The organism is Nitrosospira multiformis, assembly GCF_900110185.1.
GTDB lineage: Bacteria > Pseudomonadota > Gammaproteobacteria > Burkholderiales > Nitrosomonadaceae > Nitrosospira > Nitrosospira multiformis_A.
Genome location: NZ_FOCT01000005.1, coordinates 178328 through 191327 on the forward strand (window position 1 = coordinate 178328; position 13000 = coordinate 191327).

Below are 13000 nucleotides of genomic sequence, written 5' to 3' on the forward strand. Positions count from 1 at the left end.
TCTTTTGGAAGAAATCGTGGTTTGATTCAACCACAGGATATGAAGTGCCGCAGCTACAAACTTGCCAGAACCGCATCACCCATTGCTGCGGTTCCGATTTTCATCTTTCCTGGCTCGTAAATATCCGCCGTCCGGTATCCATCAGCCAGCGCCTTTTTCACTGCCCGTTCGATTCGGGATGCCTCCTCCTCTAGATCGAAGGTATAGCGCAGCATCATCGCAACCGAGAGCACGGTGGCCAGAGGATTCGCCACGTCCTTGCCGGCGATATCGGGAGCAGAACCGTGTATGGGTTCGTAAAGTCCCTTGTTCCGCTCATCGAGCGATGCCGAAGGCAGCATGCCGATCGAACCGGTCAGCATGGATGCCTCATCCGACAGGATGTCCCCGAACATGTTGCCTGTCACAACCACATCGAACTGCCGGGGATTGCGTACAAGCTGCATGGCCGCATTGTCCACCAGCATGTGCGAAAGCTCTACGTCCGGATATTCACCTGCCGTTTCGGTCACCACGTCGCGCCACAGCTGGGTTGATTCCAGTACGTTCATCTTGTCGACAGAACAGAGCCTGCAACTGCGCTTGCGCGCCGCCTGGAAAGCCACCCGCGCTATTCTCCGGATCTCGGCTTCGCTGTAAATCATGGTATTGTAGCCGATGCGCTGGCCATTCCGTAATTCAATACCACGCGGCTCGCCAAAGTAAATATCCCCGGTCAACTCGCGCACGATCAGGATATCGAGTCCGGATACCACCTCGGGCTTCAGCGTGGAAGCGTCGGCAAGTTCAGGATAAAGTACTGCAGGCCGGAGATTGGCAAACAGGTTCAGGGCCTTCCGTATGCCTAGAAGGCCTTGCTCCGGCCTGAGCTGGCGGGGCAGCGCGTCATAGCGGGGTCCGCCCACTGCCCCCAGGATTACGGCATCCGCCTCAGCCACCAGCGTGCGCGTTGCCTCGGGAAAAGGCTCGCCCGCTACATCTACCGCACATCCGCCCAGCAACCCCTGTTCCAGTTCCAGCTTCAATCCCTCGCTTCTCAGCGTTTCCAGCACGCGCACTGCCTGTGCGACAATTTCCGGACCGATACCATCTCCGGCCAGAATTGCTATTTTCATAAAGTCCTTTTAAAGGGGAAAGTCTGTCAGCCGAACAGCCACGGCTGTTCTACGCGGCGTTTTTCTTCGAACGCCCGGATTTTGTCCGCATGCTGCAACGTGAGGCCGATTTCGTCCAAACCATTCAGCAGACTATGCTTGCGGAAAGGATCGATCTCGAAAGGGAAAGATTCTCCGGCAGGGGTGGTCGCCGATTGCTGCTCCAGATTGACGAGCAATCGGTACCCTTCGGTAGCCTCGACCTCGCGGAACAGTTGATCCACCTGTGAGGTGTCGAGCACGATGGGAAGCAAACCTATTTTGAAGCAGTTGTTGAAAAAAATATCGGCAAAACTGGGGGCAATAATTACCTCAAAGCCGTAATCCTGCAATGCCCAGGGAGCATGTTCCCGGCTGGATCCGCAACCGAAATTGGCGCGGGCAAGGAGTATCCGGGCATCGCGGTAACGCGGCAGGTTAAGCACAAATTCAGGGTTGAGTTTACGAGTGGCAGGGTCGATGCCTGGCTCGCCATGATCCAGGTATCGCCATTCATCGAAGAGATTTTGCCCGAAACCGGACCTCTTGATGGATTTCAGGAACTGTTTGGGAATGATGGCGTCGGTGTCGACGTTGGCACGATCCAGCGGCGCCACCAATCCCTCACATGAATGAAACTTTTTCACTGCTGATTACCGTTTTGCAATTATTTTGCAGATTTTTCCAGCGCTTCTCCGCCGCTTTGAACGTCTTTGCCCACGCCCTGAATGGTGTGGCAGGCAGACAGACCAAAGGCAGTGATCAAGGCAACCATTACTGTCAGCATTCTCATCACAACTCCCTGTAGTGTAAAAAAACCGGTATGGTTGTACCGGAATTCTAATATATTTCCCTTACATCCACAAAATGTCCGGCAACCGCAGCGGCAGCGGCCATTGCAGGACTCACCAAGTGAGTACGTCCCGCGGGACCCTGCCTGCCCTCAAAGTTACGATTGGAAGTGGAAGCGCATCGTTCGCCGGGCTCCAGCCTGTCGTCATTCATTGCAAGGCACATCGAGCAACCCGGTTCGCGCCATTCAAACCCCGCCTCGCGAAATATCCTGTCTAGCCCCTCCTGCTCTGCCTGATGCTTGACCAGGCCGGATCCCGGCACGACCATCGCAAGCTTGATGCTCTTCGCAATACGGCGGCCCCTCACCACCTCGGCGGCAGCGCGCAAATCCTCTATGCGCGCATTCGTGCAGGAGCCGATGAATATCTTGTCGGGGCGAATTTCACTGATCGGGGTGTTGGGAGCCAGCGCCATGTATTTGAGCGCCCGCTCCATGTCATGACGCTTCACCGCGTCTGCGATTTCTGTCGGATCAGGCACCTTTCCATCCACTGTCGTAACCATTTCCGGAGAAGTTCCCCAGGTTACCTGCGGCTTGATCGAGACTGCGTCCAGTTGAACCACCTTGCCAAAGCTCGCACCCTCGTCACTCTTCAGGGTACGCCAGTAGGTAACCGCTTTTTCCCATGGATCGCCTTTAGGTGCAAAGGGACGGCCCCGGAGATATTCAATGGTGACATCATCCACTGCCACCATTCCCGCACGCGCACCCGCTTCGATCGCCATATTGCATAATGTCATGCGCCCTTCCATCGATAGCCCACGAATCGCGCTGCCGGCAAACTCGATCGCATAGCCTGTACCTCCGGCAGTACCGATCCTGCCGACAACGGCAAGCGCCACGTCCTTGGCGGTAATGCCATGACCCAGATTGCCCTCTACCACGATCTGCATTGTTTTTGATTTCTTTGCCACCAAGCACTGTGTCGCCAGCACATGCTCCACCTCCGAAGTACCTATGCCAAAAGCAAGGCAGGCAAAAGCGCCATGCGTGCTGGTATGCGAGTCGCCGCAAACCACTGTCATCCCTGGTAGGGTGGCACCCTGCTCCGGTCCGATGACATGCACGATGCCCTGGCGCCGATCGTTCATCCTGAATTCGGTGATACCCAATTCCTCACAATTCTGATCGAGCGTTTCCACTTGCAGGCGAGATACCGGGTCGCTAATGCCATGATCTCGCCCGGTGGTTGGCACGTTGTGGTCTGCTACCGCCAGAATGGAATTGAGGCGCCACGGCTTGCGTCCGGCCAGCTTCAACCCTTCGAACGCCTGGGGGCTGGTCACCTCGTGTACGAGGTGGCGATCGATATAGAGCAGCGCCATGCCTTCCGGATCATCGGATTCTTCATGCACCACATGGCTTTGCCAGAGTTTGTCGTATAACGTTTGCATTTTCATGGAAAATGGGAATAACGGCTTCAAATCTCAATATTTCATTATCCCATAATGAAATATCAAGGAACAATAAGAGTGAGGCAATTGTCACCCGGACCGGTCGATGTCCATCTTCCAGACTACCAGCCCCAGGCCGAGCAACACGGCCATCGCACTGATCGTAAAGGTAAGCCCTGCCCCCAGCCAATCCCACGAGTAACCGCTGAATATGCCGCCAATGGTGCCACCGAGCCCGAATGTAAGGCTGGTGTAGAGGGCTTGCCCCTTCGCCTGGTGGCGCCCACCGAAGAGCCGGTGCACAACCATCATGGCCGTGGCGTGATGCGCCCCGTAGGTTGCGGCATGCAGCACCTGTGCGGACAATATGACAAACGGCCATTCCACGCCCCAGCCTATCATCAGGAAGCGTGCTACGGCACAGCCGAAACTGAACACCATGATCTGTTTCATGCGGAATCGGCGCATCAACTGCGGCATCAGGAAAAATATGCCGATCTCGCAGATAACCCCTGTGGCCCACAGCCAGCCTATGAGACTTTTGCTGTATCCGTACTCGACAAGATAAATCGAGTAAAAGGTGTAGTAGGGGCCATGCGCAAACACCATCAACAGGCACGCTGCAAAAAAGGCCAGTACTTCTGGCCGTCGGAATATTTGTGGAATGGAATGCCCGGTGGCGGGATGCGTTACTGTCCCGACTTCAGGAATGAGGCGTGAAAAAAAGACAATACCGAGCTTGAAGCCAAGGATGGCCCATAGCAGCGAGCTGATGCTGGTTGCATCCAGCAGATAACCAACGCCGGTTACCGCCAAAATGAATCCTACCGACCCCCAGACCCGGATGAGTCCGTATTTTGTGATGCTTTCTCCAAGATATGAAAGCGTCGTTGCCTCGATCAACGGCAGCGAAGCGCTCCAGAAAAAACTCATCAGCGCCATGACCGCAAACAGCCAGCCATAGGACTCGCCGAGAAAAACGCCGCAGTAGCTGACCAAGCCTGCAATTGCAGCCGATCGTACAATGAACATGCGCTTGCCGATGTGATCTGCAAGCCAGCCCCAGGCAGCCGGGGCAAAGATGCGGGTGACATGCAGCAGAGACATGAGCACGCCGATCTGAAAGGAAGCGAAGGAAAGGGATTTGAGGTAAAGAGTCCAGTAAGGAGCAAAGGCGCCAATAAAGGCAAAATGGAAGAAATAGAAGCCGGAAAGACGCCAATAGGGGATGGATTGCATTTATGCGAGTTTACAGGCTATTTGACAGATCATTTAACCAGCCTGTAACGCGTATGCGGTTTAAAGCACGATGTTCTGCGCCTGTTGCCCGCGTGGTGGAAGGTCGAGCAGTTTTGCAACCCATAAAACAAGGGGTGCAGGATTATCCTGCACCCCTTGTTCACCTGACACTACCTAATAGTCTTTACTTGTGCGTGTGAAAGGTATCGTCGGTTTTGTCTTGCACGTGATCAGCGCCGACCGGTGCAACCGGAATGATCCTTTCATTGTTTCGATGGGCAGAGGTCGTATAGTCTTTCTTGGATGTGGTTTCGTAGCTTGTATCCATGTAAGACTTCGTTCCATAGTAGGAATTGATGGTGTTCTGCCAGGATGGATCCGCCATATCCGGCCAGTCATCCTTATCGAATCCCGGTGCGGAGTCGAGGCGTTCCTTATCCACGTTGAGGATGAAGCGCTTATTCTCTGTATCGAGTGTCAGCGCGCTCCAGGGCACGGCGAAGAGCTTATCCCCCATTCCCAGAAATCCGCCGAAAGACAGCACGGCATAAGCGATTTTGCCGTTGTTCATATCGAGCATGATTTCCTTGATGTCGCCAAGATCTTCGTCCTTAGTGTTGTATACATCCTCGCCAATAAGAGTGTCCGCACCCATCAGACGGGGCCCGGGTCCCTTCCCTTCCTCCTTGCCATACTTCTTGTACATACCGTAGGTATCGCGATCTGTATAAGCCATGATTATCTCCTATGAAAGTATGAAATTAGTAAATTCTTAAAGGTTACTGCTTGGACTTCCTGTAAGAACTTTTCTGCATTTCACCCTCACCGCTTCGATCCGGCTTCTGCTGCTTCCTGCCAATGTGCCGGTCCTTCTCTTCCTCGAAGCGCCTTAGATACATACAGAATGCTTCAACCGGGAAAGAGGGTCAGTGCGGTATCGAACAAAAATTGACTTTTCCCGCATATCGCACGCAATTCACGATATCAAAACTTATATGTCTGAAAGCGTACAGAGTACATCCTTTCTCTTTGAGGAAAATTGCAACAAGAACTTCTCGTTGCTAAGGGATAAGAAATGAAGAAGGCAGGAATCGGCCTGTTTACACGAAAGGAAAGATAACCCTTCCAACCGAAATGAGTATCGTCACGATAGATAAATGTCACATAGATAAATAATTATGCGGAAAACACTCAACCGGCCTGTCGAATTATCACCATTGCCGACATGGCTTCAACGATATCGTGAAATTCGCAGGCAGACGTTGAAACTCGTTGAAACGCTTGGGCCCGATGATCAGATGGTCCAGTCTATGCCCGACGCGAGCCCGTCCAAATGGCATCTCGCCCATACCACATGGTTCTTCGAGGAATTCATCCTCGCGCAGCATTTTCACGGTTATGCCCGTTTCGATGAGCGATTCAGCTTTCTCTTCAACTCGTACTACAAACGGCTGGGAAAGCATCCGCATCGCTCTATTCGGGGTACGTTTTCCCGCCCCACTCTCGATCAGGTTCGTCTTTATCGTGTCTACGTAGACGATGCCATGGAGGAGTTGCTCGTGCGTGAAGCTTCAGCCGAAATTTTACGATTGGTCGAACTGGGATTGAATCACGAGCAGCAACATCAGGAATTGATCGTTACGGATATCAAACATGCGTTCTGGACCAATCCCCTGCGGCCCAGTTATCAGCCGGAACGAGTACGCGTTGTTGCAGCATCCGCAACGGCTGCTCCACCGTTAAAATGGTATTGTTTTGACGAAGGCATCTACCAGATAGGGGACGACGATACGTCCCATTTTGCATTTGACAACGAATTACCGCGGCATCCCACTTATCTCAGTCCCTTCCGCATTGCCTCCCGCCTTGTAACGAACGAGGAGTACCTGGAATTCATGGCCGATGATGGTTATACGCGACCGGAATTATGGCTGTCGGATGCCTGGGACCATGTATGCGAGAATCAATGGACAGCGCCGCTCTACTGGGAACAGATGGACGATAGCTGGAGCCAATATACCTGCCGCGGCACCGTGCCGCTCGATCCGAGCGAACCGGTATGCCACGTAAGCTTTTACGAAGCGGACGCGTTTGCGCGTTGGGCGGGGGCCCGGCTGCCAACGGAATCTGAATGGGAAGTTGCTGCGAGATCCAGTGGATGCTCGACCATTTCTGCAAACCTGTTTGAAAACGAAATTTATCATCCCGCGCCGGCTGTTCATTCCAAATCGCAACAACCGAGCATGCAACAGATGCTGGGCGATGTGTGGGAATGGACCTCAAGCCCTTATTCCGCCTATCCTGGTTACCGTCCGCCAGCAGGAGCGGAAGGGGAATATAACGGGAAATTCATGTGTAACCAGATGGTCCTGCGCGGCGGATCCTGCGTTACACCGCGCTCTCATATACGAGAGTCATACCGCAATTTCTTTCTGCCGCAGAAGCGTTGGCAATTCTCCGGAATACGTTTGGCTCATGACGGAGTTGCATGATGATTGGATCGAAACACATCAACCGGAAACCCACCCCTACTCCGCTTCCTTCCATCGCCCAAGATGTGCTGGAAGGCTTGTCTCGCACTCCCAAAAGCCTACCACCGAAATTGCTTTATGATGCTGCCGGCTCCGCCTTGTTTGAACAGATCACCTGTCTGCCGGAATATTATCCCACTCGGACGGAGGCGGGCATACTGACGGTCCATGCGGAGGAGATATGCAGCCATCTGCGCCGCAATGTCTCGGTCAGCGAACTCGGCGCGGGAACTGCAACCAAGACCCGCATTCTGCTGCGTTCTCTTGTGCAGCGGCAATTCGGCGTGAACTACTTTCCGCTTGATGTTTCCGATACTGCCTTGCAGTTGGCCAAGGATGAAGTGGAAAGTGAATTGAGCAAGGTGAAAGTTCACCCTCAGGTGGGCGATTTCGACAACCTGACATTTCTTGAACATCAGACTCCGCCGCGCCTCGTTCTTTATATCGGTTCCAGTATCGGAAATCTGGAAAACGACGCTGCGATCACCTTGCTGCAGAACATTGCGCGGAACCTGTCAACCGGAGATAAACTGCTGCTCGGAGCAGATCTCGTGAAAGATATCAACGTCATGCATGCTGCGTATAACGACGACGCGGGCGTGACTGCTTTGTTCAATAAAAATCTTCTTGTCAGGATCAACCGGGAACTGAGCGGGCACTTCGATCCCGAATCGTTTTGCCATATCTCATTCTGGAATGAGGCAGAATCGCGCATTGAACTGCATCTCGAAAGCGCTTACCGGCAAGCGATCAGGATAGATACACTTGATATGACATTCCACTTTGATCAGGGTGAACGGATTCATACGGAAAACAGTTACAAATACACTGTTGAGCATCTCGAAAACCTACTCCGATCCGGAGGCTTCCAGGTCGAGCATACCTGGACAGATCCTGATTCCTGGTTTGCGGTCAGCCTTGGCGTGATAACATGAAGAACTGCTCAGGTTTCTGATCCGATTGTACGATTTCCGGCACCTACGACACATCGGCATTCGGCCATTCGCTGTATCAGTATCAATACTTGCTAAATATAAATAGCAAAATCACGGATAGTTCGTTCAAATAAAAAGTCTGCGACGGGAATTGAGAATGAGGAGTAAGGATGTTTGAGTGGCTGACAAGCCCGGAAGCATGGGTTGCACTGCTGACGCTGACGACGTTGGAAATCGTTTTAGGTATCGACAATATTATCTTCATCTCAATACTGGTAGGACGCCTTCCCGAAGCCCAGCGAAATTTTGCCAGAAGGATGGGTCTTGGTCTCGCGATGCTGACCCGGCTTGCGCTGTTGTTTTCGATCTCCTGGGTAATGAGCTTGACCAAACCCTGGTTTGCAATTTTCGGCAATTCCATTTCGGGGCGCGACATCGTATTGATCGGGGGAGGACTCTTTCTCCTGTTCAAGGCAACCCATGAAATACATAACAGTCTGGAAGGGACGGATAACAGCAGTAGGAACATCGCAGTCACGAGCATGGGCATGGTTCTGCTACAGATAGCAATCCTCGATATTGTGTTCTCGCTGGATTCCGTCATAACGGCTGTCGGTCTGGTCGAGCACATTACGTTGATGGCTATTGCCATCATTCTCGCAGTTCTGGTCATGCTACTGGCGGCTAAACCAATAGGAGATTTTGTAGAGAAGCATCCGACAATCAAAATCCTTGCCCTTTCCTTCCTGATACTGGTCGGCGTTACCCTCATCGTCGAAGGCTTCGACGTTCACGTTCCGAAAGGCTACATCTACTTCGCCATGGCATTCTCGGTCACTGTGGAATTTCTCAACCTTCGATTACGCAAGAAAGCAGTGGAACCGGTCAGGTTGCATCGGCACATAGACAACGTCGATTGATTGATGGATCTGGCTTTCCGCCAGCATACCGGTGAATCTTCTCGCATGCTTGACTGGCAAAACGGACACCTGTATTCCGCTCGCTTCGGCGACGTCTATTTCTCAAAAGACTCGGGACTGGAAGAAAAACAGTACGTCTTCCTGCAAGGCAACCGGCTGGCGGACCGTTTTGGCTCTTTGCAGCCTGATAGCGCGTTTTCCATTGGAGAAACGGGATTCGGTACGGGATTGAGCTTTTTATGCACTTGGCGGCTATTCGACCAGGTTGCATCCCTTCGGACCGGCCTTGATTTCTTTAGTGTTGAAAAATATCCGCTCGATGAAAAAGAACTGAGCACAGCGCTCGCGCTTTGGCCCGAACTGCGCCCATACGCCGATGAACTTACGCTGCGCTGGCAGCGGCGTGTACCCGGATGGAATCGGTGGAGTTTTGCCGGGGGAAGAGTACGTCTCACGCTGGCAATAGAGGACGTGGCCGAGGCGCTGCCCGAAACGCATGGTATCGATGCATGGTTTCTTGATGGCTTTTCACCCGCGCGAAATCCAGAAATGTGGACACAGCAGATTTTCCACTGGATTGCGCGCGCGTCGCGAGCAGGCGCAACCTTTGCGACCTATACCAGTGCCGGCGTTGTTCGTCGCGGTTTGGAACAAGCAGGGTTTCAGGTCAAAAAAATATCCGGCTTTGGCCGTAAGCGTGAAATGCTGCAAGGTGACCTTCCTGGCCCACCTCCCGTTCGACCTGCTCCCTCTACCGCGATCGTTATCGGAGGGGGAATAGCGGGATGTGCCGCTGCTTCAGCGCTGGCCAGCCGTGGGCTTGCAGTTGAACTTCTGGAATCACAGACCCTGGGCGCGGGCGCATCAGGCAACCCGATTGGTATACTGCATGCCCGCCTGAGCGCAGGAATGAATGCCCTGCACCGCTTTGTGCTGGCATCCTACGGACATGCGCTCGCCTTGCTTGACGAAAAACTACCGGTTGACGGCGTCATGCGAAGTGAATGTGGAGAATTGCAATTGTCATTCTCCGCCGAAGAAGCAAGACGAATCGAAAAGCTTGCGGCCCTCGGCTGGCCCTCGCATGTGTTCCGGCCAGTAGATGCAGTTGAAGCATCGGCTCTTGCGGGAATTGAGCTTTCATATGGTGGACTTTGGTTCCCCGGGAGCGGCTGGCTTGCTCCGCCTCAACTTTGTGCAGCATTGCTTGGCAGTCAGGCTATCACCCTGTATACCGGTCGCACGGTAAAATCACTTACTCCAATGAGTCACGGCTGGCGTGCGCAAGTGGAAGATCAGAGGAAGCAAGCGCGGTTCTTGGAGGCCGAGATAGTTGTGGTTTGCACCGGATATCAGGTGAAATCGCTTCCAGCGTTGGCAAACCTGCCGCTAACCCCGGTACGCGGGCAGCTTACCTTGATCCCTGCAACAACCGCAAGCCGGAATCTCCGCACCATCGTATGCGGAAGCGGCTATCTCGCTCCTGCTGTTGCAGGACGACATGTGGTGGGAGCAACCCATCGTTTTAACGATACATCGATTAACTTGAACATATCGGAGCATGCGGAAAACTTATCCAGACTGCGAGAAATTTCTCCCGTGCTCCGCAGGCTGAGTGACGATGTAAGTCAAGATACCAGGCAGCTTGAGCAATTGGATGGGCGCACATCTATCAGGGGTTCTGTTCCAGGCGCCATGCCGCTCGTCGGCGAACTTTTGCCCGGGCTGTATACCAGCCTCGGCCATGGAACGCGTGGACTGATTACTGCGGGACTTTCGGCCGAATCGGTCGCAGCAACTGTGTGCGGGCAACTGCTGCCATTGCCATTGTCCGTTGTCAATGCGCTCTCGCCTGTCCGAAGAGCTTCTCCCGTTATTCCGGTTTCAATCAAAGGATAGGGTGTACTAGAGTCCAATGGGCAACATGGTTGAAAACCAGTAGAATACGCACGCATCTCTCTCGGATAATTCACCCTTTACATCTTGGATGTCAGGCTGCTCTGTAAGGGACCGATCCCGGGCTGTTCTACCCGTTGGCAGAGAGAGCAAGTTTTGAACGCTGACAGGAATGCTCTCACAGAGGAGTCTTATGAACGCAAAACCCAAGCGCGAACCGCTAAAAGGCGCGAAGTCCAATCCTCAGACGACGCAGTCACCCGTACCGCTCAGCTGCTGGACGAGCGCTGCAATCGGTATTACTACCTACATATTCGAAGAATCGGAGGAAGCCCTGCGTCAGTCCGGCCTGGTACCCGATTGGCTCGGTTATCCCGCGGACCCGGGTCATGGTGTGGCCGTGCCTGCCCATCCCGACTTCCCTAACTATTTGAAGCTCCTGAGGCTGAAAAGCGGCCAGTTACGTCTCATAATCGACGTCCGTGCCGTATTGAAAGCAGACGGTCAATTTCAGCGTTTTCTCGGTGGCTTGACAGCCGATGCAAACCTTTCCCTGGTTAAAAGAGAGTCGGCCTGATATCGAGGCAACTCATCCATTCGAAGAATCTCCCCGATACAAAAAAGGGTTGGGCAAAACTGCCCAACCCTTTTCTATGCACGGAAAGTACGCATGCTCCAGCCCCTTCGCAGAGTCCCTCACCAAAATTTTCTCACGTTTTTTCCTGAGGATCCTGATGCTCTTTCAGGACGTGATGGTCGGGAGTAATGACTTTCCCGTAGGCCGACGGATCAGGTGATTCCGGGGTGGAAGGTTTGCAGCCGGCAGCAGTGAACTACACCAATGCGGCAGCCAGAAATGTGAGTTTCATTTATCCGTTCTCCGTAAGAAATGGAATATTTGCTCTTGTAATTGTTACGGAAAGAATAATGTTCCCTTCTACCCTTTACTGTTTTGATCCAGGTCAACTCGGAGAGTGATTTATTCGGGTTACTCCCCATAAAATAAAAAGCGGCACACTACGCTTATACTCTTGATTGTCAACGTCCAGGCCATCGTTCAGGGGAGAATCCCATTCGTCCACCAACTTTGTACGGCATAAGGCTTCTGCATATGTGCTGCAACAAAATGATTTAATAATAAAGCGTACTAAACCGAGCCCTCTGTACGTCTGTTCACGCGCTGAACCATAAAGATGCTCAAAATGCCGATCATGACAAGCGCGATGACAGTAGGCTCCGGGACTGTGCCACCAGGCAATTGAGCCGGTATAGGATCAAAATACGTCTGGTTCGCCAACCCCTGGTTACCTACGTTCAGATACCCGGATGCAACAAGATCCGAAGAGGAATTGCTTTTTAACCAGCTCATAGTCCAGCTCGCCCCCTGCATGTTGAGTTCGTAAGTTTTTCCGTTGACCACAAAATCTTTTACGAAGGAAAACCCGTTGAATACGCCGTTCTCGAACCGTATGGACGGACTGCCTAATATATTCGCATCTCCAAATTCAAACTCCAGGGGGGAACTCCCAAATTGTATACTGAAGATAGTACTGCTTGGCGCGCCGGTAACTGCTGCGAGTGGGATGTTCACAATACCAGTACCGCTCCCGGGTATGAGACTTTGATCGAATAACACATTGCCGCTGACGCTGCCGGCGGCACAGCCGCTGCATGTATTGGTTCCCTGCAAGCCAAGGCTGTTAGCCAGTCCACCCGTGGCGAGAATCCCACCTGAGAAATCGGCAGTCATATAAATAGGTGCTGCCTGAGTAGCCGATACAGCCGCCGCAAAAATCCCCGATACAATTGTATTGTGAAGAAATTTATTCATGCTCCCCCCTGGGTATTGAAAAGACAACAGTAGAATCGGACGCCATCTTACTTAAAGCACGCCATATCGCTATTGGACTTAAGTACATCCTGGACTTTGGTACAGAGGAAACAAGACGTGGGTCTCGGCTTTATCAAAGCAGAGCCGAAAGTGATCAAGGCGCTGACGGAGGCATGCGATCAGTTCTCAGGAAAGGATGTTGAGATAAAGGCAACACGTACCTCGAACCGTTGCTGTTTCCATTCGAGTGCTTTGTTTTCCCTTG

The 13000-nt window shown here is 52.7% G+C and carries 12 protein-coding genes; 5 read left to right on the top strand and 7 right to left on the bottom strand.

The annotated features are described in order from the left end of the window. Positions 1–53: 53 nt before the first annotated feature. The 6 genes from leuB to BMY01_RS07640 all read right to left on the bottom strand — a co-directional run bounded on the left by leuB (position 54) and on the right by BMY01_RS07640 (position 5358). The gene (leuB, locus tag BMY01_RS07615; protein WP_074745844.1) at positions 54–1115 is read right to left on the bottom strand and encodes a 3-isopropylmalate dehydrogenase; all 1062 of its coding nucleotides are present in this window, start codon (positions 1113–1115) and stop codon (positions 54–56) included. Between the two features lie 26 nt (positions 1116–1141). Further along, positions 1142–1780 carry a 3-isopropylmalate dehydratase small subunit gene (gene leuD / locus BMY01_RS07620; protein ID WP_074745846.1) on the bottom strand — a complete coding sequence of 213 codons (639 nt, stop codon included), beginning with the start codon at positions 1778–1780 and terminating at the stop codon, positions 1142–1144. 20 nt (positions 1781–1800) lie between these two features. Continuing rightward, on the bottom strand, positions 1801–1926 hold the full coding sequence (locus BMY01_RS07625; RefSeq protein ID WP_074745848.1) for an entericidin A/B family lipoprotein: 126 nt from the start codon (positions 1924–1926) through the stop codon (positions 1801–1803). A 47-nt stretch (positions 1927–1973) separates the two neighbouring features. Continuing rightward, complete coding sequence (gene leuC, locus BMY01_RS07630; protein WP_074746013.1) at positions 1974–3383, bottom strand: 3-isopropylmalate dehydratase large subunit; 1410 nt, start codon at positions 3381–3383, stop codon at positions 1974–1976. Between the two features lie 90 nt (positions 3384–3473). Further along, positions 3474–4622, bottom strand: a complete 1149-nt coding sequence (locus BMY01_RS07635; protein WP_074745850.1) for an MFS transporter — start codon at positions 4620–4622, stop codon at positions 3474–3476. A 184-nt stretch (positions 4623–4806) separates the two neighbouring features. Further along, the gene (locus BMY01_RS07640; protein ID WP_074745852.1) at positions 4807–5358 is read right to left on the bottom strand and encodes a PRC-barrel domain-containing protein; all 552 of its coding nucleotides are present in this window, start codon (positions 5356–5358) and stop codon (positions 4807–4809) included. A 442-nt stretch (positions 5359–5800) separates the two neighbouring features. On the opposite strand from BMY01_RS07640, the gene egtB reads away from it, so the two are divergent. The 5 genes from egtB to BMY01_RS07665 all read left to right on the top strand — a co-directional run bounded on the left by egtB (position 5801) and on the right by BMY01_RS07665 (position 11481). Beyond that, on the top strand, positions 5801–7114 hold the full coding sequence (gene egtB, locus BMY01_RS07645) for an ergothioneine biosynthesis protein EgtB (protein WP_074745854.1): 1314 nt from the start codon (positions 5801–5803) through the stop codon (positions 7112–7114). Beyond that, the gene (egtD, locus tag BMY01_RS07650; protein WP_074745856.1) at positions 7111–8088 is read left to right on the top strand and encodes an L-histidine N(alpha)-methyltransferase; all 978 of its coding nucleotides are present in this window, start codon (positions 7111–7113) and stop codon (positions 8086–8088) included. Before egtB ends, egtD begins: the two co-directional genes overlap by 4 nt. 170 nt (positions 8089–8258) lie before the next feature. Next, positions 8259–9008, top strand: coding sequence for a TerC family protein (locus tag BMY01_RS07655; RefSeq protein WP_074745858.1), 750 nt, complete (start codon positions 8259–8261; stop codon positions 9006–9008). Between the two features lie 3 nt (positions 9009–9011). Continuing rightward, a complete protein-coding gene (gene mnmC / locus BMY01_RS07660; protein WP_254772655.1) occupies positions 9012–10907 on the top strand; it encodes a bifunctional tRNA (5-methylaminomethyl-2-thiouridine)(34)-methyltransferase MnmC2/FAD-dependent 5-carboxymethylaminomethyl-2-thiouridine(34) oxidoreductase MnmC1 in 1896 nt (631 codons plus the stop codon). A gap of 190 nt (positions 10908–11097) precedes the next feature. Beyond that, a complete protein-coding gene (locus BMY01_RS07665; protein WP_074745860.1) occupies positions 11098–11481 on the top strand; it encodes a hypothetical protein in 384 nt (127 codons plus the stop codon). A 570-nt stretch (positions 11482–12051) separates the two neighbouring features. Here the strand turns inward: BMY01_RS07665 and BMY01_RS07670 are convergent. Beyond that, positions 12052–12735: a PEP-CTERM sorting domain-containing protein gene (locus tag BMY01_RS07670; protein WP_074745863.1), complete on the bottom strand. Its 684-nt coding sequence runs from the start codon at positions 12733–12735 to the stop codon at positions 12052–12054. Positions 12736–13000 lie beyond the last annotated feature (265 nt).